The organism is Collinsella aerofaciens, assembly GCF_015560135.1.
GTDB classification, from domain to species: Bacteria; Actinomycetota; Coriobacteriia; order Coriobacteriales; family Coriobacteriaceae; genus Collinsella; species Collinsella aerofaciens_AN.
Map to the genome: position 1 here is coordinate 20,977 of NZ_JADMRH010000008.1, position 24,181 is coordinate 45,157.

Below are 24,181 nucleotides of genomic sequence, written 5' to 3' on the forward strand. Positions count from 1 at the left end.
TGGAGGGGTTTGCTATGAAAATTCCCGTAGATAAGCTGACCCGCGCTTTTAAGATGGGCGCGTCCGTTAAGAAGGATTCCGATACGCCGGTGCGCGTCTCGGTCTATCTGGATCCGTCCGCCTCGCGCTTTCTGGCCGAGACGGTGCGTGACGCCTTTGTGCCGCAGACGACCTCGGGCATTGTGCGCGTCGAGCGTCTGGGGGAGGAGCGAATTGCCCCAAAGACCGATACCGATGTGGTGCTGGTGCTCTCGTGTGGTTCCGACCGCTTGGAGAGTGCCGTGCAGGAGCTCGTGATCGCCGGCGCGCCCGTGTGCGTGCTTGCCGAGTCTGCTGTGGAGGTGCCGTTTATCGAGGAGTCTACGCCCATGCTTGGCGTGGTAGCAGCAACCGATAAGACGTATCTGCTCGAGACGCTTGCCCGCTGGATTCTCGATCGCACCGACAAGGAAACGGCTTTTGCGGCGAACTTTGCCTTTATGCGCATTGCGGCAGCCAATCGTATCATCACCTCGTGCGCGCTCACCAATATGGCGACCGGTGCGCTGGCGTTTTTGCCGGGCGCCGATTATCCCGTTATGGCGCTGGCGCAGGTGGGCATGCTCTTTGAGCTCGCTGCCGTCTTTGGACGCGGCATTAAGCCAGAGCGTGGCTACGAGGTCGCGGGCGTGCTTGCCGGCGGTCTTGTGATCCGCGCGGTCACCCGCGCGCTCGTCAAGCAGACGCCGCATATTGGGTTTGCCGTCAAGGCGCTCACTGCTGCCGCGGGCACCTATGGCATGGGCCGTGCGCTCGTTTCGCTCTACGAGCGCGATGTCGACTACAGCCGTGCCAACGAGGTGGTCACTGCCACGTTCTCCCGCGTTCGCGATCTGGTGACCACGGTCGCGGGCGCTACCCGTCCTATGGCGTCCTATCAGGACGCATCAGATCTCGCTGCTTAGGGGTTTTCCGTTGCGCGTTGCATACCAAGATTGTTTTCATTTAATTGAGCCGTTGCTCGCCAAGGTCGAGAAACCGAGCCGCTATATCGATCACGAGTGGGGCACGCTTTCCAAGGCCGATGCCGACTACCGTTGCTGCCTGATCTACCCGGATGTGTACGAGGTCGGTCTGCCCAACCAGGGTATCGCCATCCTCTACAACATCCTTAACCAGGCCGAGGGCATCTCCTGCGAGCGCGGCTATGTGCCGTGGCCCGATATGGGCGACGCTATGCGCGAGGCGGGCATTCCGCTGCTCTCGCTCGAGGGTGCAGCGCCGGTCGCTTCGTTTGATATCGTCGGCCTGCATGTGCCGCACGAGATGGCGGTGACGAACTTCCTCGAGGCACTCGACCTCGCTGGTATTCCGCTGTTAGCGGCTGACCGCACCGAGGACGACCCCATTATCATCGCCGGCGGCCCCTCGGTGTACAACCCCGAGCCGTACGCGGCCTTCTTCGATGCCATCCTCATCGGTGAGGGCGAGGAATCGCTGCTCGAGACCTGCCAGCTGCATCGCCGCCTGCGTGACGAAGGGGTCCCGCGCGCGCAGATTGTCGAGCAGCTTGCATCCATTGCCGGCAACTACGTGCCGTCGCTCTATGAGGTTCGTCACGACGAGCCCTGCTCGCCGCATGGCTACACCGTGCCGCGTGAAGGCAAGGATGCGCCGACCGTGGTCTACAAGCGCGTCGTCGAGGATTTCGGCGCCACGAATCCGCTGTCGCAGTCGTGCGTGCCCTATGCGCAGTTGGTCCACGACCGTTTGTCTATCGAGATCCTGCGCGGCTGCGCCCGCGGCTGTCGTTTTTGCCAGGCCGGCATGACGTATCGCCCGGTGCGCGAGCGCTCGGCCGACCAGATCGTCTCGTCGGTGATTCAGGGTCTGGAAAAGACCGGCTATGACGAGGTGTCGCTGACCTCGCTTTCGACCACCGATCACTCCTGCATCCGCGATGTACTCGGTCGCCTGAACCGCCGTCTGGAAGATACGGGCATTCGCGTGTCTATTCCGTCGCAGCGCCTGGATTCGTTTGGCGTGGATATGGCCGAGTCGGTCGCCGGCGAAAAGAAGGGCGGCCTGACGTTCGCGCCCGAGGCCGGCAGCCAGCGCATGCGCGACATCATTAACAAGAACGTGACCGAGGAGGACCTGGACCGTGCGGCCAAGGCGGCCTTCGAGGCCGGCTGGAACCGCATGAAGCTCTACTTTATGATGGGCCTTCCCGGCGAGCGCGACGAGGACATCGTGGCCATCGCCAATCTGGCCGATCACGTGCTGGAGCTCGGTCGTTCCGTGGTGCCCAAGGCTCGTCGCGGCTCGATCTCGGTGTCGATCTCGGTTTCGGTCTTTATCCCCAAGGCTGCCACGCCGTTCCAGTGGTGCCCGCAGCTCGACTACGACGACGTCAAGCGTCGCCAGAAGCTGCTTATCACGAGCGTTCGCAACCGTGCCGTCCGCGTTCATTACCACGATGCCGAGACCTCGCTCATCGAGGCCGCGCTGTCCCGCGCCGGTCGTGACATGACGCCCGTCATCATCGATGCTTGGCGCTCGGGCTCTCGCTTTGACGCCTGGGTAGAGCATTTCTCGCTCGATAACTGGAAGGAAGCTGCTGCCAAAAACGGCATAGACCTCAATGAGTTCGTGCACCTGCCCTACGAGTTGGACTGGCGCCTGCCGTGGGAGCACGTGAGCCCCGGCTGCACGCGCGGCTTCCTCGAGCGCGAGTACCGTCGCTCGCTCGAGGGCGTCACGACTCCCGACTGCACCCGCACGTCGTGCACCGGCTGCGGGATCTGCCCCACGCTCCACGCCAAGAATGTATTGATGGGTGATCGCGCATGAGTGAGCGCCTGACCGACAACCCCTCGCTCTTTAGGCTTCGTGTTCGCTATGGCAAGCGCGATCGCCTTAAGTACCTGGGCCATCTCGAAGTAATCCATACCATTGAGCGCATCGTGCGCCGTGCGGGACTTCCCTATGCCGTCACGCAGGGCTTCTCTCCGCACATGCGCGTTGGCTTCTCTTCGGCGCTACCGGTGGGCACGTCGTCGACCTGCGAGTGGTGTGACCTGTTTATGACCGAGTTCGTGGCGCTCGACGAGGCGTTTGGGCGCCTGGCTGCGGCGTCTCCGGCCGATCTGGCACCCATCGAGGCGGCGTACATCGACGTGCGCACGCCGGCGTTGACGGCGCAGCTTACGCGCCTGTCGTATCGCATCGACCTGCATCTGGACCCCGAGGCGCCCGTAAGCGACGATGAGGTGCGTCGTGCGATCGACACGCTGCGCGCGGACCATGGCATCGACTACGCGCGCGGCAAAAAGAGCAAGCGCTTAGATTTGGATCACACGCTCGTGGGCTATGAGCTCACGGCGGGGGAGCGCCCGGACCATTTGGTGCTCATGCTCGACACCCATGCCGACAACGAGGGCTCCATGCGTCCGGAAATTTTGCTTTCTGCGGCTGATGTTTTGTTGCAGGGCTTGACCCCGGGCGTGGATGCACCTATTGTTTCCACCGGTATGCAAGACCTCGTGACCATCTGCTCCTACGATGTCGAGCGTCAGAATCAAGCATGCGAGGACGACGAGGGCCGACTCGTCAGCCCCATACCTGTGCGAACTTGTGGATTTGCTCCACATACTCGTTGACGGGGGTATTTTCGCCTGCTACTATATTCGGCTGTTGCACTAACTGATGCATGAAGGGCAAGTAAACATGTACGCAATCGTTAACACGGGCGGCAAGCAGTACAAGGTCGCCACCGACGATGTCATCACCGTCGAGAAGATCGAGGGCAATGAGGGCGACAAGGTCACCCTGCCGGTTATCTTCCTCAACGATGGTAAGAAGATCGTCACCGATCCCGACAAGCTGGCCAAGGCCAAGGTTACCGCTCAGATCGTTGAGCAGTTCAAGGGCGAGAAGCAGCTGGTCTTCAAGTTCCACAAGCGCAAGCGCTATCGTCGTCTGAAGGGTCACCGTCAGCAGCTCACCAAGCTGAAGATCGTGAAGGTTCAGGCTACCTCCCGCGCCAAGAAGGCTGTCAAGGCAGAGGCTGAGGCTGTTGCCGAGGCTCCCGTCGCCGAGTAGATTACACTCGTAACGAAAGAGTAGGTATACACAATGGCACACAAAAAAGGACTCGGTTCCTCCCGTAATGGCCGTGACTCCCGCGGTCAGCGCCTTGGCACGAAGCGCTATGCCGGCCAGACGGTAACCACGGGCACGATTCTCGTCCGTCAGCACGGCACGCACATCCACCCGGGTGAGAACGTTGGCCGTGGCAAGGACGACACGCTGTTCGCGCTGGTCGACGGTACCGTTGAGTTCCACAAGGGTATCAAGCACAGGGTCAGCGTACGCCCGCTCGCGAACGCGTAATTCACCCTTCATAGAGCACATATGTGGGAGGCACTTGAGTTTTAGGATTCAAGGGTCTCCCTCTTTTTTGTAGGAGGCGATTCTGTTGTCACAGTTCACCGATATCAGCCGCATTAACGTGTGCGGCGGCGACGGCGGAGCCGGATGCATGTCGTTTAGGCGCGAGGCATTTGTCCCCAAGGGCGGCCCCGATGGCGGCGACGGCGGTCGTGGCGGCAATGTCGTCATTCAGGCCGATGCTCAGCTGTCTTCGCTGATCGATTACCGCTTTAAGCATCACTTCCGCGCCGAGCGCGGCACGCACGGGCAGGGTGCCCGTCGTAACGGTAAGAGCGGCGAGGACCTGATTCTCAAGGTCCCTATGGGTACCGTGGTGCGCGAGCTCGATCCCGAGACGCAGACCCCGATGTTCGAGATTGCCGACCTCGTTCACGATGGCGAGCGCGTTGTCGTGGCGCCCGGCGGTGCCGGCGGCCTGGGCAACACGCACTTTGTGACGTCGGTGCGCCGCGCGCCCGCGTTCGCTCAGCTGGGCGAGCCGGCCGAGGAGCACTGGATCGAGCTCGAGATGAAGCTTATGGCTGATGCCGCGCTCGTGGGCTTTCCCTCGGTGGGTAAGTCATCGCTCATTGCGCGCATGAGTGCCGCCCGCCCCAAGATCGCTGACTACCCGTTTACCACGCTCGTGCCGAACCTCGGCATGGTGCGTGCCGGCGAATATTCTTACGTCGTTGCCGACGTCCCCGGTCTCATCGAGGGCGCGAGCGAGGGCAAGGGCCTGGGTCACCAGTTCCTGCGCCACATTGAGCGTACGGCTCTGATCATGCATGTCGTCGACATGACGGGTGGTTTTGAGGATCGCGATCCGGTCGAGGACTATCGCATCATCAACCGCGAGCTCGAGCAGTATGGCGCCGAGCTTTCGGAGCGTCCGCAGATTGTCGTTGCCAACAAGTGCGACGCGCCGGGCACGGCCGATAAGATTGCCGACCTCAAGCGTGCAGCGCTCGACGATGGCCATATGTTCTTTGCCGTGTCTGCCGTGACGGGCGCCGGCCTCAACACGCTGATGCTTGCCGTGGGTGAGCAGGTGGCCAAGCTCCGCGCCGAGCTGGCGGTCTCCGATGAGCCGGTCGACCTGCACGACGAGGAGTGGGAGCGTCGCCGCCTGCAGCGCGAGAAGCGTTTCCGCATTGTCCAGGAAGAGCCCGGTGCCTTCCGCGTGGTCGGTCGTGCCATCGAGCGCATGGTCATCCAGACCGACTGGGAAAACGAGGAAGCCGTCATTTACCTGCAGCATAAGTTTGCGCGTATGGGTGTTGACGACGCGCTCGAGAAGGCCGGTTGCCGTGCGGGCGACGAGGTCCGCATTTGCCAGCGCGCCTTTGACTTTGAGGGCGCCGAGGACTTCTCGGAGTACGAAGAGCTCGAGGATGCTGGCGAGGACGTTGCCGTCGAGGCCATTGACGTGGCCGATGCTGCGGACGAGGGCGTCGAGGTTGTCGATGCGGCGGATGCCGAGGACGATGCCGAGACCTCGGAGGGCGAGTAAGCCATGTCGCTGCGCGGTGGAATCGGTCTGCCCGAGCTTCCTCTAGAGGACGGGCAGGAGTTTAGGCTCGGCATTATGGGTGGCACCTTTGATCCCATCCATTACGGGCACCTGGTGACCGCTGAGCAGGCGCGTGAGTCCCTCGACTTGGATGCCGTGCTCTTTATGCCGGCGGGCACGCCTGCCTTTAAGCTTGACAAGCCGGTGACGCCTGCCGAGGACCGTTATGCCATGACGGTCCTCGCCACCGCTGCGAACCCGGCCTTTTTGGCGAGTCGGTTCGAGATTGACCGTCCGGGTGTAACCTATACGGCCGATACGCTTCATGCCCTTCGCGACTTTTACCCGCCGCAGGTAAAGCTCTACTTTATTACGGGCGCCGACGCGATTATCGATATTGTTACCTGGCATGATGCCGAACGAATCGCTGAGCTTGCTACCTTTATTGCGGCGACACGACCGGGCTTTGATATCGATACGGCGCGTGCCCGAATCAAAGAGTCGGGGCTGCCGTTCGACGTGCGCTATATTCAGATTCCGGCGCTGGCGATCAGCTCGACGAACATTCGTAAGCGAGTAGCTCGCGGTATGAGCGTGCGCTATCTTACGAGCGAGTCCGTGCTCGGCTACATTCGCAAACGCAGGCTATATGCCGATTTGGGCCAAGAAGATTTTGAGTGATGGGGGTCTACGTTGTCGGTAGAGGATCAGTTTGAGGGCGATGAGCGCGCGCTGCTCAAGCGCATTCAAGAGCTGCTCGATGTTCGCATGAAGGATAAGCGCAAGCGCTATGTGCATTCGCTGGGTGTTGCCGAGACCGCACTTCATCTGGCCGAGGTCTACGGCGTTGACCGCTTTGATGCCGCTGCCGCCGGCCTGATCCATGACTGGGACAAAGTGCTCTCCGACGACGAGCTGGTCACGCGCGCTCTGCATTACGGCATTAAGATTGCCGGCTCTCCTTCCGCCGCGACGCCGCTTTTGCATGGCCCTGTTGCCGCCTATGAGCTTCCGCAGCTTTTTCCCGAGCTGTCGCCGGCCGTTTTCCAGGCTGTCGACCGTCACACCGTGGGTGCCTGCGACATGACGCCGCTCGATATGGTGGTCTTTGTGGCCGATGCCATCGAGCCCAACCGCCACGGCGACTATGCGCATGCGCTGCGCAAGATGGTGGGGGAGTCGACGCTCGATGAGTTGTTCTTCTCCTGTTTTGCGCAAGGTCTGGTCTATGTGATCCAGTCCGGGCGCTATCTTTATCCCACGGCTATTACGATTTACAACCATTACGCCCAGCTGCGCTAGCTCGGGCTGTCTAGAAAGAGGTATTCCATGGCCGACGAGACCATGACCGACGAGCAGATTCTTGAAGGTGTGGAGCACAAGAGCTTCGCCGCCACGTCCGACCGCACCGCCGCCTCGCTGTCCGCGAGCGGTGTCGCTGCCGAGGATGTCGCCCGCGCCGCCGCGCAGGCCGCCTACGACAAGAAGGGCGAGGACGTTCAGGTGCTCGACCTGACCGAGCTTTCCGACGTGTGCGACTACTTTGTGCTCGCTACCGGCACCAACAATCGCCAGGTCGATTCGATCGTCGACGAGATCGAGGAGAAGGTCGCCGAGGCTTGCGGCGAGCATCCGTTCTCCATCGAGGGCCGCGAGCAGAAGACCTGGATGCTCATGGACTATGGTTCGGTTGTCGTCCACGTCTTCACTCCCGAAGCCCGCGACTTCTACCGCCTCGAGAAACTCTGGGGAGACGCCCCCCAGCTCCCCCTCAACCTCCTCTAAATGATTTTTCTGGGACGGGGATAAAATAATCATTGCTACCGTTTGCCGAACCGCTCACCTTTGTTGGGCGGTTCGGCCCTTTTCTTCCTTTCCTTTTGTATGCTGTGACTACTGCATCCTTGGAAGGGAGGGTTTCGATGACTCGTGTTGCCCGTGCGTTGTCCGAACTCGGCCATTATCACGTCATGCTCAAGGGCTGTGCTGGCCAGCTGATCTTCGAAGACGATGACGATCGCCTTTATTTTCTCAATCTATTGAACAGACGATTTACGTCCGCTCATATTCGTCTTCTTGCCTGGTGCCTCATGGACAATCATGTTCACCTGCTATTTGATGATCTCGATAATCAGATGAGCGTTGCTATGCATGCGATTGATACGGCATATGCGAAACACTTCAATCAAAAAACCGGTCGCCGCGGACCGGTGTTCCAGGAACGATTCAAGAGTGTGATCATTTCTGACGACAAACAGCTGCTCCGTTGCGTCCGATACATACACGACAATCCTGCAAAAGCAGGTATTTCTTCTGCTCCTCTGTATCGCTGGAGCAGCTTCCATGAGTATTTCTCTCATCCCGAAATTTGTGATTGTGAAGGTATTCTCAATCTGTTTGGGGGTACGGAAGCGTTTTATCTTTCGAGTACCGACGGCAAGCCTAATCCCTATTTTATGCCCGAAGGTAAGCATATCTCCGATATGGATGCGCTGGAAGTTGCCCGGGCTCTTTTGGCTCCTCATGAGCCTTATCAGCTTAAAACTTTGCCGAAATCAGAGCGAAATCGTCTTCTGGCAGTGTTGAGGCATCGGGGGTTTACGATTGACCAGATTTCGCGTCTGACGGGAATTGGGACCAATATCATTCAAAGGGCGAAATGACGCTCCAAATGATTAAAAAATCCCCGTCCTAGAATAATCATTTTCATTGGGAGGAGAAGCGGGATTGACGGCCGAAGGATAGGGCGGTGTCACCGAATTTGTCTCGGACGGCGTCGATGGCGACGGAGAGGTCGCGTCGGTCGCTGGATTGGGCTCCGCGGTCGTCGATTTCGCAGAACAGGTCGGTCTGGATGCCGCCTTGGTGGTCGAAGTCGCTCATGCCGATGCCTGCTAAGCGAACGTGCATTCCTTCCTGCCAGATGTTGCCGAGCAGTTCGAGTGCAACCGCCACGAAGATGTTCTCATCGTCGGTCGGATGAGGCAGCCGGCGCTGTGCCGAGCGACCGTTTCCATACGAATACTTGAGCTTGAGCGTTACCGTGGCGCCTGTTAGTCCCTGACGGCGCAGACGGCGTCCCACTGACTCGCCCAGCAGCGCAATCGCCGCCTCAATATCCCCACGCTCAGTCAAATCTTTAGCAAAGGTGCGTTCATTGCTGACCGACTTGACCTCGCGCTCTTCATCGAGACTCGTGACTTCGGAGATTTCGAGTCCCAGCGCACGCTGGCGCATGCGTTCGCCGTTGACGCCAAAAATAGAGGCCAAGGTGGATTCCGGTGCACGTGATAGCTCGCCGAGGGTGTAGATGCGCATGCGGCGCAGTCGCTCCTCGGCCGAGCGCCCGATGCCACTCATGGCAGATACCGGCAGCGCGGCCAAAAAGCGCTGCTCGGTTCCGGGGCGCACGATGGTCAGCCCAAACGGCTTATCCCGCTCGCTTGCGATTTTTGCGACCGTCTTGTTGCAGCCCACGCCAATGGAGCAGGTCACTCCCAGCCCTGCCACGCGGTCGCTTATACGCCGCGCAACCAGCAGCGGGTCTTCGGGCGCAAAGCGACCCGGTGTGATATCGATAAAGGCTTCGTCGATGGATACGCGCTCCACGCGCGGCGTCTCCTCGGCGAGAATCGCCATGACCTGCGCGCTCACCTCGCGGTATCGGTCAAAGTGCCCGTGTGTCCAAATGGCTTGCGGGCACAAGCGCCGCGCCTCGGCCGAGGCCATGGCAGAGTGCACGCCAAAGCGCCGCGCCTCATACGAACACGTGGACACGACGCCACGCGAATCGGCGTCTCCGCCCACGATGAGTGGCTTTCCGCGCCATTCGGGATGATCGAGCATCTCCACGCTCGCAAAAAACGCATCGAGGTCCATGAGGCCCACCGCCGGACCCGTCCAGGGAGGCGGCGTGACGCCCATGGCATCCTCATAACCGTATGTATGTTCGCGTCTTTCCATGTCATGAGTATACCGCGCAGCTCATGTGGGGCGCGTGTATGTGCTTGCAAATCCCGAATTCTTGTCTAAGATATGGATTTGCCCTCGACTACACCGAAGAAGTTGGTCTCACGGACTTCACCTGCCCGCGTCGATGGCGTATTATGTTCAACTGTTTGTTTGTAGTTGCAGCCTAAAGCTGCTTGGTTGGAGGAGTTTCCTTTGGCAGTCAAGATTCGCCTTGCTCGTCACGGCGCTAAGAAGCGTCCGTACTACCGTGTCGTCGTCGCCGATTCCCGCGCCCCGCGTGACGGTCGTATCATCGAGGAGGTTGGCCGCTACAACCCGATGACCGCCCCCAAGACCATCAACCTCGACCTCGAGAAGATCGCCGACTGGCAGTCCAAGGGCGCTCAGCTCACCGACGCCGTCGCCGCTCTGGTCAAGGCCGCCAACGAGGGCGAGAAGACCGAGACCGTCGTCAAGAAGTCCAAGAAGCAGCTCGCCAAAGAGGCCGAGGCCGCTAAGGCTGCCGCTGAGGCCGCTGAGGGCGCCGAGGAGTAAATCGTGCCTGAGGTTGACGCTGCACAGCTCGAGGGTGAGGCAATGCTCTCAGATCGCATCGCCGATCTCGTCGAATATCTCGTTGTTCAGATCGTCGACGACCCGGATTCCGTGAGCCTTGAGGTCATCGATGGTGACGACGCCTCTACGATTGAGGTTTCGGTCGCCGAGGATGACGTCGCTAAGGTCATCGGCCGTCGTGGCCGTACCATCAAGGCCATTCGCACGCTCGCCCGTGCACTGGCCGCTCGCCTCGACACTGCTGTCGAGGTAGAGGTTCTGGGCTAGGACCTTGAGGTCCCAGTACAAAAACATCGCCCGTGTGGTCAAGCCGCACGGAAGGAAGGGGGAGGTCCTCGCGCAGCCGCTGCGGGGGCTTCCTTCTGTATTAGAGCCGGGTATGCGCGTCGCCCTGACGCCGCCGGCGCTCAAGCGCGACCGCTTTTGCACGGTCGTGTCCGTCACCGATACGGGCGATGGCGATCTGGTCTCGTTTGAGGGCATTGACGACTTGACGGCCGCCGAGGGCATCACGGGATGCTACGTGCTGGCAAATCGTGACGATTTTGAGCTCGATTCGCTCGACGCTGCCTATACCGACCTGATGGGTCGCGAGGTGGTCGACGAGCGCTTCGGTTTGCTCGGCACGATCGTAGAGATCATGTCGACGCCCGCTAACGATGTTTGGGTTGTTGAGGGCGATCGGTACGGCGAGGTACTGATTCCCGTGATCGAGCAGGTCGTGCTCGATCTTCCCGACACAGGAACAATTTCCGTCCACGTTATGGACGGTCTGATCGATATGGACAAGTAGGGAGGACAACATGCTGATCGAGACCCTTTCGGTCTTTCCCGAGATGTTTGAGCCCGTCATGTCCACATCGATCTTGGGCCGCGCCCGCAAGGCCGGCCTTTTTGATTTTAAGGCGTATAACCTGCGCGACTGGACGCACGACCGCCATCGTACCGTCGATGACGAGCCTTACGGCGGCGGGCAGGGCATGCTCATGAAGGTCGAGCCTATTGCCGAGGCCATCGAGGCCATCAGCTCCGAGGGTCCCAAGCCCACCGTAGTGTTCTTCACCCCCTGTGGCGAGCCCTTTACGCAACATGTGGCCGAGCGCCTGCTCAAAAGTGAGCGCCTGCTGTTTGTGTGCAGCCGCTACGAGGGCGTCGACGAGCGTGCGTATGCGTATGCCGATGAGCGTCTGTCGATCGGCGACTACGTGCTTACGGGTGGCGAACTTCCCGCTATGGTCGTTGCCGATGCCGTCGTACGCCTGATTCCCGGCGCCCTGGGCGACGAGATGAGCAATGTGGACGAGTCGTTCTCGACCGCCGAGGACGGAGGCCTGCTCGAGTACGCGCAGTACACCCGTCCCGCCGAGTTCAACGGCGAGGGCGTGCCGCCGGTGCTCGTGAGTGGCGATCACGCCAAGGTCGATGCCTGGCGTCGCAAGAACGCCATCGAGCGCACCTGCCGCTGGCGTCCCGATCTGATCGAGACGGCGCGCCTTACGCCCCAAGAGCGTGCGTACGCGCAGGAGATTTTGGACGCTTCGTATTCGCAGAGCGAGGAGTGAGAATGGTTCCATCGCAGCATTCCGCGTTGAGGGGCGCTTTTGAGTGGATTGCGGTCATCGCGATCGCATTGGTCGCCACCTTCTTGATTCGCTCGTTTGTGGTCGAGCCCTTTGTGGTGCCCACCGGCTCCATGGAGTCCACGATCGAGATTGGCGACCAGATCCTGGCACAAAAGGTGAGCCTCGAGCTCGGTCAGCCCGTCAAGCAGGGCGATATCGTGGTGTTTCACAACCCCGATGGCACCTCCGAGCATGATGTTCTTGTCAAGCGTGTTATTGCCACGGCCGGCCAGACGGTCGACCTGCAGGATGGCAAGGTGGTCGTTGACGGCCAAGCGCTCGACGAGGACTATACGACGGGCATGAGCTGGCCACTTTCGGTCCAAGCGCCCGGCGCTCAGGTAAGCTATCCCTACACCGTTCCCGACGGGTGCGTGTGGGTGATGGGCGACAACCGCGAAAACTCTGCCGACTCACGCTACTTTGGTCCCGTCGACCGTTCGGATCTGATCGCCGTGGCGCTCGTGCGTTACTGGCCGCTCAACCGTCTGGGCGCTATCGACTAAAAACCGCTATAGTACAGTACCTAACCGTGTAATCGTTTCGACGAGGGGATATTAGAGGCATGAACGCTTCATCGCTTTCCTTCCAAGACATCATCCTGCGCCTCCAGCAGTACTGGGGCGAGCAGGGCTGCGTCATTATGCAGCCCTATGACTCCGAGGTCGGTGCCGGTACCTTCCATACCGCGACCACGCTGCGCTCGCTCGGTCCCGCCGAGTGGCGCACCTGCTATGCGCAGCCCTGCCGCCGTCCCGCCGACGGCCGCTACGGCGAGAACCCCAACCGCATGCAGCACTACTATCAGTTCCAGGTGCTCATCAAGCCCTCTCCGGTCAACGCCCAGGAGCTTTACCTGGGGTCTCTTGCCGCCATTGGCCTGGATCCCAACGACCATGACGTCCGCTTTGTCGAGGACGACTGGGAGAGCCCGACCCTTGGCGCCTGGGGCCTTGGCTGGGAGGTCTGGCTCAATGGCATGGAGGTCACGCAGTTTACGTACTTCCAGCAGGTAGGCGGCATCGAGGTCGACCCCGTACCCGTCGAGATCACCTATGGCCTAGAGCGCATTGCCATGTATGCGCAGGGCGTTAACTCGGTCTACGACTTGGTGTGGAGCTACCTGCCCGACGGCACGCCCATGACCTATGGCGACGTGTTCCTTGAGAACGAGCGCGAGTTCAGTGCCTATAACTTTGAGGTCGCCAACGTCGAGATGATGCGTCAGAAGTTTGACGACTACGAGGCCGAGTGCCACTCCTGCCTGGAGCGCAAGCTGTCGCTGCCGGCATATGACTGCGTCATGAAGTGCAGCCACGCTTTCAACCTGCTCGATGCCCGCGGCGCTCTGTCCGCGGTCGAGCGTGCCAACTACATCCTGCGCGTCCGCGCCGTCACCAAGGCGTGCTGCGAGGCCTATATGGCCGAGGTCGCCGGAGTCAACGAGAATGCCGACCAGGAAGGCGAGGTGGCGTAAGCCATGGCAGACGCTAAGGATTTCCTGTTTGAGATCGGTACGGAAGAAATGCCCTCCGCACCGCTGAACAATGCCGTCAAGCAGCTTGGCACCATGATCGCCAAGGGTCTCGACGAGGCCGGTCTGGCCCACGGCGAGGTCCGCGTGATCTCGAGCCCGCGCCGCCTGGCTGCGCTCGTTGCCGACGTCGCCACCGCGACCGACGAGGTTCACGAGGTCAAGCGCGGCCCCGCGGCCAACATCGCCTTCGATGCCGACGGTAACGCCACCAAGGCCGCCCAGGGCTTCGCCCGCAAGTGCGGTGTGGCTGCCGAGGATCTGGTCCGTCGCGAGGACACCGACGGCCGTGAGTACGTCTTTGCCGAGAAGAACATCCCTTCCGCCCCGGCCACCCCGATCCTGACGGCCCTGTGCGAGAAGACTATCGCTGGCCTGCAGTGGCCCAACTACCGCTCTCAGCGCTGGGGTCACGAGCATGCGACCTTTGTTCGTCCGGTCCGCTGGATTTGCTGCCTTCTGGGCGAGGACGTTGTGCCCGTGTCGTTTGCCGACGTGACGAGTGGCAATACCACGCGTGGTCATCGCGTGCTTGGCCCCGGTGACCATGTGGTCGCCAGCCCCGCCGTCTACGAGCAGGTGCTCGAGGACGCCGGCGTGCTTTCTGCCGAGCGTCGTCGCGAGGCCATCCTTGCCGGTATCGCCGAGGTCGAGGCTGCCCGTCCCGGCTGCCATGTCGATACGCCCAAGAAGGTCTTTGAGGAGGTCATCAACCTCTGCGAGTGGCCGACGGTGCTCGTTGGTACCTTCGATGAGGAGTTCCTCAAGGTCCCGCACGAGATCATCTGCGAGTCCATGCTCACCAACCAGCGCTACTTCCCGATCTATGACGGCGAGGGCAAGCTCACGCGTGAGTTCGTGGTCGTCTCCAACAGCAAGCCCGAGAATGCCGAGCGCGTGATCGACGGCAACGAGCGCGTCGTGCGCGCCCGTCTGGACGACGCCAAGTTCTTCTACGAGGAGGACCTGAAGATTTCCCTTGACGAGTTCCGTGAGCGTCTGGCCAAGGTTGCCTTCCAGGAGAAGCTCGGTAGCGTGCTCGCCAAGTCCGAGCGCATCGAGCAGCTCGCGCTCGCTATTGCCCGCGAGGCTCATCTGGGCGCCCACCTTGCCGCCGATGCCGGCCGTGCCGCGCACCTGTGCAAGGCCGACCTGGTGTCCAACGCCGTTGTCGAGTTCACGAGCCAGCAGGGCGTGATGGGCGGTTATTACGCGACCGCGATGGGGGAGAACGACGAGGTCGCCCACGCCATTCGCGATCACTATCGTCCCCGCTTTGCCGGTGACGAGCTGCCCGAGGGCACCGCTGGCTGCATCGTGGCCTGCGCCGACAAGCTCGATACCATCGCCGGTATCTTTGCCATCGGCGAGCCCCCGACCGGCTCTTCGGACCCCTATGCGCTGCGTCGTGCCGCTATCGGCATCATCAACATCCTGCGCGACCGCCTGCCGATCGACCCCACGTCGCTTATCGACTTTGCGCTCGAGCTCTATAGTGAGCAGGGCATTGAGTTTGACGCCGCCGAAGTCGCCCAGCAGGTTCGCGACTTCTTCCATGGCCGCCTGGTGAGCATGGCCCGCGACGAGAAGATCCCGGCCGACACCGTTGCTGCCGTCTCCGCGGTGCACATCATCGCCCCGTCCGTCTTCTTCACCCGCTGCGCCGCCCTCGACGAGGCCCGCAAGAACGATGCCGAGACCTTTGACAACCTGGCTACGGCCTATGCCCGTGCCGCGCATATCTCCAAGTCCGAGCTGGGCGCGGAGTACGACCGCAGCCTGATGGGCGAGGCCGAGCTCGCGCTTGCCGATGCTTCCGAGGCTGCTCAGACTGCTGTCGATGCTGCCCTTGCTGCCGAGGACTACCCGGCCGCATTTGCCGCCCTCGCCGCCCTGCGCGCGCCCATCGACCGTTTCTTCGATGAGGTTATGGTCATGGACAAGGACGAACAGCTCCGCGATAATCGCCTTAAGCTGCTCAACCGCTTCGAGGCCGTTTTCTCCGGCATCGCCAACATCGGTGAGCTTGCCCGCAAAAAGTAAGCTAGCCTGCGCATAAGCGCAAAAGGAGCCCCGCATGGATTGCCCGGTCACCGCTCGTCCCACCGTTATCGTTATCTCCGACTCGCTCGGCGATACCGCTTGTGAGGTGGTGCTTGCGGCGTCCGGGCAATTTGATGAAGGGGCTTTTCGTTTGTTGCGCCTGCCCAAGGTGACCTCGGTGGAGCAGGTGGAGTCGTTTGTGGGCCCGCGCGTCGATGCCGACCATCGCGATATTGCCGTGTTTCACACCATTGTCGATCCGGCGCTTCGCGCCCGCGTGCTCGATTACCTGGGCATGCTGCATATCCGTTCGGTCGACCTGATCGGTCCGACGCTCGCCGTGCTATCGTCGCTCATCGGTGTGCCGCCCAAAGGCGTCGCGGGCGTGATTCACAGGACCGATGACCGCTATTTCCATCGTATCGAGGCCATGGAATATTTCGTTGAGCACGATGACGGGCGCGGTTGCGACGATTTGTCGGGTGCCGATATCGTGCTGCTGGGCGTATCGCGCACGTCCAAGACGCCGCTGTCGATGTATCTGGCTTATCAGGGCTACAAGGTTGCCAATGTTCCGTTGGCCCATGGCATGGAGCCGCCGAAGTCGATTTACGAGGTTGACCCGATGCGCCTGTTCGGCCTGATTTCGACCGTCGATGTGATTTCTGAAATTCGCGATAGCCGCTTGGGCGATGACTACGCTCGTGCCGTTGCCGGCTCCTATGCCGAGCCCGAGAGCGTGCACAGCGAGCTCGAGGAAGCCCGTGCGCTCATGAAGCGCCTAGGCTGCTTTGTGGTACGTACCGACGGCAAGGCCATCGAGGAGAGCGCCTCCGAGATCATCAGCCACTTGGAGGAAATCCAAGAAGCCCGCGCCCGCCGCGCCGCCCGTCGAGCCCAACAAAGCTAGCTTATTGGGGTAGCTAAAAAGCCCCGTCTAAAAAGACTAACTAAAAATAATGCACGATAATGGTAAAGCGATTTAGCAAATTACTTGCATTTGACCTGCAAGTTTATTGAAGTGGTCTCTTCATAAGGTAACCACCTTTACCTACCGTTTACCGCCAGTTTTAGCACGTTTACCAAACCGCGCATCCTCTGCTTAAGCCCGCTCAAAACCCGCCGTATAGTTCCCTCACGGCCCGCATCTGGCGGGTCGATTCGTTACCACGGTCGTGCGCGTAAGCGCATGGAAGGGGAAGTATCGTGAGCGATTGCAAGAGGGTTTACCGTTTTGGAACCGACGCCCAGGGCACCTGTGTCACCGAGGGCGACAAGTCCATGAACTTCGTGCTTGGCGGCAAAGGCGCTAACCTTGCCGAGATGAGCCGTATCGGCCTGCCGGTTCCCGGTGGCTTTACCATTACCTGCCAGACTTGCGTCGAGTACTCCGGTGCCGGCAACGTGTGGCCCGAGGGCGCACTCGATGAGATCGTTGCCGCCGAGGCGGACCTCGAGGCCCGCTGCGGCAAGAAGCTCGGCGACGCCTCCGATCCGCTGCTCGTGTCGGTTCGTTCGGGCGCTCCGTTCTCCATGCCCGGTATGATGGACACGGTCCTCAACTTGGGCCTCAATGACGATTCCGTCCAGGGCCTCATCGCGCAGACGCAGAACCCGCGTTTTGCCTGGGATAGCTATCGTCGCTTTATCCAGATGTTCTCCAACGTCGTCATGGGTGTCGATGCCGACCTGTTCGAGAACGCCCTGACCCAGGCCCGCCTGGTCGCCGGCGTTCGCGTCGATTCCGAGCTTTCGGCCGAGGACCTGCAGGAACTCGTCGAGACCTTTAAGGGCATCTTCTCCGAGAACGTCGATGCCGCCCTGTATCCCGAGCTCGAGGTCGCCGATGGCAAGCCCGTCTTCCCGCACGATCCTGAGCTTCAGCTGCGCCTTGCCATCCAGGCCGTCTTTGGCAGCTGGATGAACGAGCGCGCCTGCATCTACCGCAAGCAGCATGGCATTTCCGACGAGCTCGGTACTGCCGTCAACGTCCAGGCCATGGCCTTTGGCAACAAGGGCGAGACCTCTGCGACGGGCGTCGCCTTTACGCGTAATCCGGCCGACGGCACCAAGGAGTTCTACGGTGACTTTTTGGTTAATGCCCAGGGCGAGGACGTCGTCGCCGGCATCCGCAACACCGAGCCCATTGGCGACCTCAAGGCCACCCCGGGCCTCGAGTCTGCAGGTGAAGAGCTCGAGCGCGTGTTCCTGACGCTCGAGGACCATTACCGCGATATGTGCGACATCGAGTTCACCATTGAGCAGGGCAAGCTCTGGATGCTTCAGACCCGCGTGGGTAAGCGCACTGCTACCGCAGCCCTGCGCATCGCTATCGAAATGGTCGAGGAAGGCCTGATCACCCGCGAAGAGGCCGTGAGCCGCATCGATCCTGCGCAGCTCGACCAGCTCCTTCACCCGCAGTTCGACGCCTCCAAGAAGTACGAGGTTCTGGCCAGCGGTCTTAACGCCAGCCCCGGTGCCGCCGTGGGCGAGGTCGTGTTCTCGAGCGATGACGCCGTCGCGCGCGCCAACGAGGGTCACAAGGTTATCCTGGTCCGCTGGGAGACCAACCCCGACGACCTGAAAGGCATGGTCGCCGCCGAGGGCATTCTGACAAGCCACGGTGGCAAGACGAGCCATGCCGCCGTTATCGCCCGCGGCATGGGTACGCCTTGCGTCTGCGGCGTCGAACGCTTCCATATCGACGCCGCCGAGAAGGTCGTGCACATCGAGGGCAGCGACCGCGTGCTGCATGAGGGCGACATCATCTCCATCGACGGTACTCAGGGCATCGTCGTCGACGGCGCCGTCGATCTGGTTTCGGCTGAGCTCACCGGCGATCTGGACACCATCCTGTCCTGGGCCGACGAGATCCGTCTGGACGAGACCGACGGTCACGCCAACCACGTGCGCGTCAACGCCGACAACCCCGAGGACGCCGCGCTCGCACTCGAGTTTGGTGCCGAGGCCATCGGCCTATGCCGCACCGAGCACATGTTCCTGGGTGACCGTAAGAACATCATCCAGAGCTTTATCCTGTCTGACGATGAGGCCGTGAAGCAGCAGGCCCTGGCCGACCTGCTCAAGGTTCAGACCGAGGACTTCCTGGCGATGTTCAAGACCATGTCCGGTCGCGATGTGGTCGTCCGCCTGCTCGATCCGCCGCTTCATGAGTTCCTGGATAATCCTCGCGAGCTCGAGGTCGACATCACCAAGAAGGAAGCCGCAGGCGCTAGTGAGGAAGAACTTGCCGTCCTGCGCGCCCGCCTGCGTCGTATTGACGGCATGGTCGAGTCCAACCCGATGCTCGGCCTACGCGGCGTGCGCCTGTCTGTCGTCTTTAGCGATCTGCCGCTCATGCAGGTCCGCGCCGTCGCCACGGCTGCCGCCCGCCTTATCAAGGAGGGTGTCGACCCACGCCCCGAGATCATGGTTCCGCTCGTTTCCATCACGGCCGAGCATGTCCAGACCCGCGAGGTCATCGAGCGCGTGATCGCCGAGGTTTCCGACGAAGAGGGCGTCGAGCTCAATATTCCCGTGGGCACGATGCTCGAGCTGCCGCGCGCCTGCATGGTCGCTGACGAGATCGCCCATCACGCAGACTTCTTCTGCTTTGGCACCAACGACCTCACCCAGACCACCTTCGGCTTCTCCCGCGATGATGCCGAGGCCAAGTTCATTCCGCTGTACATGCACAAGAAGATCTTGAAGGACAACCCCTTCGAGACCATCGACACAGCGGTGCTCGAGCTGGTGCGTATGGCCGTCGAGAAGGGTCGCGCCACCAACCCCGACATGCACTTTGGCGTGTGCGGCGAGCACGGCGGCGACCCCAAGTCCATCAAGGGCCTGTTTAACGTGGCCGACGTTGACTACGTGTCCTGCTCGCCCTACCGCGTGCCCCTCGCACGCCTGGCTGCCGCCCAGGCCAAGCTCGAGGCGAAACGCTCCGCGTAACGTTTTGGGTTTAGACGCCTAGCGTAGCCCCCTTCATGCCGCCCGTCTCATTCGTGAGACGGGCGGTTATCATGTGCGGGTTTTGTCTTTTTGTCTGCGTAAAAAATTGTTCTTGCAGCAGAAACCCGCGCGTGTATACTCGAATACGTTTGTTCAACTACGTGCCGGCCAAGGTGGTACGGCACCTCTAGAAGAGTAAGGAATTGCACATGGATTACATCCGCGCAATCGAACGTCAGCAGATCCGCGAGGACATTCCTCAGGTTCGCGTCGCCGACAACGTCAAGGTTCACTACCGCATTAAGGAAGGCGACCGCGAGCGCATCCAGGTCTTCCAGGGCGACGTCATCCGCATGGCCGGCGCCGGTGCCCGCGAGACCTTCACCGTTCGCAAGATGTCCTTCGGTGTCGGTGTTGAGCGTACCTTCCCGCTTCACAGCCCCAAGATCGCCAAGCTCGAGGTCGTTCGTCATGGTCGCGTCCGTCGCGCCAAGCTGTACTACCTCCGCGACAAGGTGGGCAAGGCTGCTCGCATCCCCGAGAAGCGCTAAGAAGATCGCAGCGTCTGTCCACTCGTTTGGACGTAAGGGTCACCTTCGGGTGGCCCTTCTTATTATCTGATTTGCATGCAAGGAGGGCCTGGTATGGCCAACATGACGAGCTCGGTTTCGGCATCGCAGGTTGCCGGTGAGTTGGCGAGCGCTACGTTTGAGGAGATTCCCGCCCTCGTGGAGCATTATCGCGAGGATCCGCGCCAGCAGGTGATCAAGGCTTGCGAACGCGCCCTCAAACGCCATGCCAAAGAGCTTGCCGAGCGCGAGCGCGTCAACGGCATGTATGAGCTTATGCACGAGCTTGGCGGCGATGGGGTGGTCGTTGGTGTCGACGAGGTGGGCCGTGGCTCGGTAGCGGGTCCCTTAACCGTGTGTGCCGTGTGCCTTCCCATGGAGCCGCGCGTCTGGGGTATCAACGATTCCAAAAAGCTTACGCCGGCGCGTCGCGAGCTGCTCTCGGTGAAGATTGCCGAGGTCGCGACGGCGATTGGTTTTTGCCATATCGCGCCTGCGGATATCGATGAGATGGGTATGGCCCGCGCTATCCGTACCGCCGTCGCGGGTGCGGTGGCCGATACGGGGCTCGAGCCCGATTGCGTCCTCATGGACGGCAACCCCCTGGGCGCCGTTCCTAACGAGCGCGATGTGGTGAAGGGCGATGCCAAGATCGCCTGCATCGCCGCGGCGTCCATCATGGCCAAGGTCACGCGTGACGAGATGATGGTCGAGTACGACGCCGAGTACCCCGAGTACCATCTGGCCGAGTCGAAGGGCTATGCAAGCCCCGAGCATATCGAGGCCATTCGCAAACATGGACTTTGTCCGCTGCATCGCGTGAGCTTTTGCGGAAACTTTCTGCAGACTGAGCGCCTTTTCTAGGTCAATTGTGGAGACAGGGACTTCTGGAGTTTTGTAAACCAGCTGGTAGCGGGCCGTATGCAGCACCATTGCTGCGTACGGCCCGTTTTTTGTCGGCATTTGGTCAGCTTTTGGTTTGCTTCCGGTACTTACCCGCATGAAAGGTGCCCTCATCATCGGGGCAATGCAGTGTGCGGGAAAGGAGACCCCATGAGTGCCGCAAGCAAAAAGAGCAAGACGCAGCAGCTCAAGGAGCGTTGGGAAAACGGCGAGCTCGACTGCGGGGCGATGACGCCCGAGTTTATCAAGGGACTCAGTCCCCGCGAGCTGGGTATGCTGGGCGAGCTTATCGCAATCGACTACTTTAACGAGCGCGGCTACACCTTGCTGGAGCAGGGTTATCGTTGCACCGAGGGCGAGGCCGACCTGGTGCTGCTCGATGAGCTCGACGATGTCGTGGTAATGGCCGAGGTCAAGACCAGACGCGTCGCACTGGATTGCAGCACGAGGGTCTTTCCGGAGGAGGCCGTGGACGCCCAAAAGCAACGCCGCTACCGCCGCATCGCAAGTTGCTATCTCATGGAGCATTATCCGCTCAAGGCGATTCGCTTCGATGCCGTGGGTGTCACCATCCGCGACGGGCATATCGCCGAGATCGAGCACCAGTACAACGCGTTCGATTGGCAGGTGTCGTGATGGCGTTCGAGACGTTTGCCGTTCACGCGGCCTGCATCCGCGGCGTCGAGGCGATTCCCGTCACGGTCGAGGTCTCGCTTGCCGGTGGCATCCCAGGCATTCAGATGCTCGGTATTCCGAGTATGGAGGTGATGGAGTCACGCGGTCGTATTCGCTGCGCGATGCGCTCCGCCGGGTTCGAGATCCCACGCTCGGGCATTACGGTCAACCTGGCGCCCGGCGATATTCGCAAGACCGGTAGCGGCTTTGATCTGCCCATCGCCATCGCGGTTCTGGCGGCCGATGGGCAGATTCCCCGTGATAACCTCGATCGCTGCCTTATCGCCGGCGAGCTCGGCTTGGACGGTACGGTGCTTCCTGTCAAGGGCGAGGTAGCGTTTCAGCTATTGGCTCGCGACATGGGGCTGTCTTTTATCGCCGGCAGGTCCGACCAGCATGTGCCACTCGCGGGCGTGGATTGTGGATTCATCGATCATTTGTCTCAGCTTGCCCATGGCATGGGCGATGCCGCGCGGCACTACTTGGATTCCGAGGGCGTCGAGGCGACCTTTGAGCCCGAGCTCGACTATGCAGACGTGCTGGGGCAGGAAGTCGCTAAACGCGGCATGGCGCTTGCGGCGGCAGGAGAACTCGGCTTGCTCATGATCGGGTCTCCGGGATCGGGCAAGACGATGCTCGCACGCCGTATGACCGGCATCCTGCCCGAGCTTTCCGTTGAGGATCAGCAGGAGGCACTGTGCATCCATTCGGTTTTGGGTGAGAACATTGATGGCTTGTTGGCGGGGCACCGCCCCTTCCGCAGTCCCCACCACAGTATTTCGACCGCAGGCCTTATCGGCGGCGGGCGCCCGGTGCACCCGGGTGAGATCAGCCTTGCTCATGGCGGCGTGCTCTTTTTGGACGAGCTTGCCGAGTTTCCCACTGGCGTGCTGCAGACGCTGCGTCAGCCCATCGAGCGCGGCTACGTGAGGATCGTACGCGTCGACGGGGCCTTTACCTTCCCGTCGCGCTTTCAGCTGCTGGCTGCGAGCAATCCCTGCCCCTGCGGCTTTTTGGGCGATCGCGAGGTGCCGTGTCGCTGCTCGGCGGCGATGGTCGAGCGCTATCGGTCTAAACTGCGCGGTCCTTTGGCCGACCGTATCGACATGATGATCGATGTGACCCGTCCCGACCCTCAAGTGATTATCGAGGGTGCGGAGGGCATGTCGTCGGCCGAGTTACGTGACTACGTTGTGCGCGGTCGCGCCTTTCGCGCTTGGCGCGAATCCCGCATGGACGATGCGGATGCCGAGGCCGAGGATGACGATACTCGGTCCATTGACGGCGTCGTTTCGACCTTTGAGCTCGATGATGCGGCGGAGAAGTGTGTGCTCGGCCTGTCGAAGCGCACGCATCTCACAGGGCGTGGCATCGTGCGCCTTGTTCGCATTGCGCGCACGATCGCAGATGTCGCCGAGAGCGAGCAGGTGACGCAGGACCACGTGCTCGAGGCGGCGATGTACCAGGGAAGGAGGGACCAATGATGGCTGAGGGGACCTTCGAGCTGCATCCAGGTGACGCGTTGTATCCCGAGACCGTTTTGGAGCTTTCTGATGTACCTCAGACGCTCTATGTGCGCGGCAACCCCGAGGCGCTTTCGACGCCCGCGCTCTCCATCATCGGTGCGCGAAAGGCCTCGCCGTATGGTCTTGCCGTGGCAGAGCTTGCGGCGAAGGTGGCGGTTGAGGCGGGAGTGACGGTAGTTTCGGGCGGTGCGGTCGGTTGTGACCAGGCCTCGGGTTGGGCTGCGGTCAACGCCGGCGGCAAACACGTCGTGGTGCTGGGGACGGGCGCCGACGTGGTCTACCCGCGTTCGAGCGCGGGGCTTATTACGCGCACGCTCGATACGGGCGGCGCGGTCGTGTCGATCTCTCCGTGGGGCATGGGTCCGCGCAAGTTTGCCTTTCCGCGTCGCAATCGCGTGATCGCGGCCCTGTCGCAAGCCCTCTTTGTATCCGAGGCGGGTATGCCTTCCGGGACGTTTTCTACAGCCGAGGCTGCTATGGATTTGGGGCGCGAACTTCTTGCCGTGCCGGGGTCGATCCTATCGCCCGAGTCGCGTGGCACGAATTACCTCATTGCGAACGGTGCCTGCTGCATTGTCGACGAGGAGTCCATCGAGATGGCTATCTCTCGCATATACGGCACCCTGCGCTACTCGCGCCCCGATGCTCCCGGCATTGCCGACCTGAATCCAACGCAGCAGACCGTGATGCATGCGCTCATCGCCTCTCCGCTCAAGGTCGACGACATCGCGGCGCTCGTCTCACTCGATGCTGTCGGCGTACTCAAACTCTTGGGTTCGCTTGAACTCGAGGGCCTTATCGAGCGCATGATGGATGGAAGGTATGCGCCCTCCAAGTTTGCCCTTCACGCCCAGACGCCCTTCGGTCACAATGGAAAACGTGTCAATTAGAAAGGTGTT

General features: G+C 61.2%; 25 protein-coding genes. 24 read left to right on the forward strand and 1 reads right to left on the reverse strand.

What is annotated here, in order from left to right:
* The first annotated feature begins 14 nt into the window (after positions 1-14).
* The 10 genes from I2H19_RS04910 (at position 15) to I2H19_RS04955 (ending at position 8,589) form a co-directional block, all read left to right on the forward strand.
* On the forward strand, positions 15-944 hold the full coding sequence (locus I2H19_RS04910) for a YcjF family protein (protein WP_195621695.1): 930 nt from the start codon (positions 15-17) through the stop codon (positions 942-944).
* 10 nt (positions 945-954) lie between these two features.
* Positions 955-2,832 carry a TIGR03960 family B12-binding radical SAM protein gene (locus tag I2H19_RS04915; RefSeq protein ID WP_195621697.1) on the forward strand — a complete coding sequence of 626 codons (1,878 nt, stop codon included), beginning with the start codon at positions 955-957 and terminating at the stop codon, positions 2,830-2,832.
* Positions 2,829-3,641 (forward strand): TIGR03936 family radical SAM-associated protein, encoded by an 813-nt coding sequence (locus tag I2H19_RS04920; RefSeq protein ID WP_195621699.1) that lies wholly within the window; start codon positions 2,829-2,831, stop codon positions 3,639-3,641. Before I2H19_RS04915 ends, I2H19_RS04920 begins: the two co-directional genes overlap by 4 nt.
* Positions 3,642-3,708: 67 nt before the next feature.
* Entirely contained in the window at positions 3,709-4,083 is a 375-nt protein-coding gene (rplU, locus tag I2H19_RS04925) for a 50S ribosomal protein L21 (RefSeq protein ID WP_035138585.1), read from the forward strand.
* 33 nt (positions 4,084-4,116) lie between these two features.
* Positions 4,117-4,374, forward strand: coding sequence for a 50S ribosomal protein L27 (gene rpmA, locus I2H19_RS04930; protein WP_006236075.1), 258 nt, complete (start codon positions 4,117-4,119; stop codon positions 4,372-4,374).
* A gap of 85 nt (positions 4,375-4,459) precedes the next feature.
* Positions 4,460-5,926, forward strand: coding sequence for a GTPase ObgE (gene obgE / locus I2H19_RS04935; RefSeq protein WP_195621701.1), 1,467 nt, complete (start codon positions 4,460-4,462; stop codon positions 5,924-5,926).
* A gap of 3 nt (positions 5,927-5,929) precedes the next feature.
* Positions 5,930-6,607 carry a nicotinate-nucleotide adenylyltransferase gene (nadD, locus tag I2H19_RS04940; RefSeq protein WP_089573445.1) on the forward strand — a complete coding sequence of 226 codons (678 nt, stop codon included), beginning with the start codon at positions 5,930-5,932 and terminating at the stop codon, positions 6,605-6,607.
* Between the two features lie 87 nt (positions 6,608-6,694).
* Positions 6,695-7,228: a bis(5'-nucleosyl)-tetraphosphatase (symmetrical) YqeK gene (gene yqeK / locus I2H19_RS04945; RefSeq protein ID WP_193221482.1), complete on the forward strand. Its 534-nt coding sequence runs from the start codon at positions 6,695-6,697 to the stop codon at positions 7,226-7,228.
* Between the two features lie 27 nt (positions 7,229-7,255).
* Positions 7,256-7,711 carry a ribosome silencing factor gene (gene rsfS / locus I2H19_RS04950; RefSeq protein WP_022094751.1) on the forward strand — a complete coding sequence of 152 codons (456 nt, stop codon included), beginning with the start codon at positions 7,256-7,258 and terminating at the stop codon, positions 7,709-7,711.
* A gap of 137 nt (positions 7,712-7,848) precedes the next feature.
* Positions 7,849-8,589, forward strand: a complete 741-nt coding sequence (locus I2H19_RS04955) for a transposase (RefSeq protein WP_040359946.1) — start codon at positions 7,849-7,851, stop codon at positions 8,587-8,589.
* A gap of 43 nt (positions 8,590-8,632) precedes the next feature.
* Here I2H19_RS04955 and dinB read toward each other — a convergent pair whose 3' ends face one another.
* Positions 8,633-9,889, reverse strand: a complete 1,257-nt coding sequence (gene dinB / locus I2H19_RS04960; protein WP_195621712.1) for a DNA polymerase IV — start codon at positions 9,887-9,889, stop codon at positions 8,633-8,635.
* A 201-nt stretch (positions 9,890-10,090) separates the two neighbouring features.
* On the opposite strand from dinB, the gene rpsP reads away from it, so the two are divergent.
* From rpsP to I2H19_RS05030, 14 genes are all read left to right on the forward strand, one after another.
* Positions 10,091-10,432, forward strand: coding sequence for a 30S ribosomal protein S16 (gene rpsP, locus I2H19_RS04965; protein WP_022094749.1), 342 nt, complete (start codon positions 10,091-10,093; stop codon positions 10,430-10,432).
* 42 nt (positions 10,433-10,474) lie between these two features.
* A complete protein-coding gene (locus I2H19_RS04970) occupies positions 10,475-10,720 on the forward strand; it encodes a KH domain-containing protein (protein WP_171021534.1) in 246 nt (81 codons plus the stop codon).
* A 4-nt stretch (positions 10,721-10,724) separates the two neighbouring features.
* Complete coding sequence (gene rimM, locus I2H19_RS04975; RefSeq protein WP_195621714.1) at positions 10,725-11,246, forward strand: ribosome maturation factor RimM; 522 nt, start codon at positions 10,725-10,727, stop codon at positions 11,244-11,246.
* Between the two features lie 10 nt (positions 11,247-11,256).
* Positions 11,257-12,015: a tRNA (guanosine(37)-N1)-methyltransferase TrmD gene (gene trmD / locus I2H19_RS04980; protein ID WP_055250008.1), complete on the forward strand. Its 759-nt coding sequence runs from the start codon at positions 11,257-11,259 to the stop codon at positions 12,013-12,015.
* Positions 12,016-12,017: 2 nt separating this feature from the next.
* Positions 12,018-12,581, forward strand: a complete 564-nt coding sequence (gene lepB / locus I2H19_RS04985) for a signal peptidase I (RefSeq protein WP_195239252.1) — start codon at positions 12,018-12,020, stop codon at positions 12,579-12,581.
* A 59-nt stretch (positions 12,582-12,640) separates the two neighbouring features.
* The gene (locus tag I2H19_RS04990) at positions 12,641-13,552 is read left to right on the forward strand and encodes a glycine--tRNA ligase subunit alpha (RefSeq protein ID WP_195621716.1); all 912 of its coding nucleotides are present in this window, start codon (positions 12,641-12,643) and stop codon (positions 13,550-13,552) included.
* Between the two features lie 3 nt (positions 13,553-13,555).
* Positions 13,556-15,652 (forward strand): glycine--tRNA ligase subunit beta, encoded by a 2,097-nt coding sequence (gene glyS, locus I2H19_RS04995; protein ID WP_195621718.1) that lies wholly within the window; start codon positions 13,556-13,558, stop codon positions 15,650-15,652.
* Positions 15,653-15,686: 34 nt separating this feature from the next.
* The gene (locus tag I2H19_RS05000) at positions 15,687-16,562 is read left to right on the forward strand and encodes a pyruvate, water dikinase regulatory protein (protein WP_055250015.1); all 876 of its coding nucleotides are present in this window, start codon (positions 15,687-15,689) and stop codon (positions 16,560-16,562) included.
* A 296-nt stretch (positions 16,563-16,858) separates the two neighbouring features.
* The gene (gene ppdK, locus I2H19_RS05005; protein ID WP_271745625.1) at positions 16,859-19,609 is read left to right on the forward strand and encodes a pyruvate, phosphate dikinase; all 2,751 of its coding nucleotides are present in this window, start codon (positions 16,859-16,861) and stop codon (positions 19,607-19,609) included.
* A 209-nt stretch (positions 19,610-19,818) separates the two neighbouring features.
* Positions 19,819-20,160 (forward strand): 50S ribosomal protein L19, encoded by a 342-nt coding sequence (rplS, locus tag I2H19_RS05010; RefSeq protein WP_006236098.1) that lies wholly within the window; start codon positions 19,819-19,821, stop codon positions 20,158-20,160.
* 93 nt (positions 20,161-20,253) lie between these two features.
* Complete coding sequence (locus I2H19_RS05015; protein ID WP_195621719.1) at positions 20,254-21,042, forward strand: ribonuclease HII; 789 nt, start codon at positions 20,254-20,256, stop codon at positions 21,040-21,042.
* A gap of 189 nt (positions 21,043-21,231) precedes the next feature.
* Positions 21,232-21,717: a YraN family protein gene (locus I2H19_RS05020; protein WP_195621720.1), complete on the forward strand. Its 486-nt coding sequence runs from the start codon at positions 21,232-21,234 to the stop codon at positions 21,715-21,717.
* Entirely contained in the window at positions 21,717-23,240 is a 1,524-nt protein-coding gene (locus tag I2H19_RS05025) for a YifB family Mg chelatase-like AAA ATPase (RefSeq protein WP_195621721.1), read from the forward strand. The genes I2H19_RS05020 and I2H19_RS05025 overlap by 1 nt, the downstream gene beginning before the upstream one ends.
* Positions 23,240-24,172, forward strand: coding sequence for a DNA-processing protein DprA (locus I2H19_RS05030; protein ID WP_117745984.1), 933 nt, complete (start codon positions 23,240-23,242; stop codon positions 24,170-24,172). Before I2H19_RS05025 ends, I2H19_RS05030 begins: the two co-directional genes overlap by 1 nt.
* Positions 24,173-24,181: the final 9 nt, after the last annotated feature.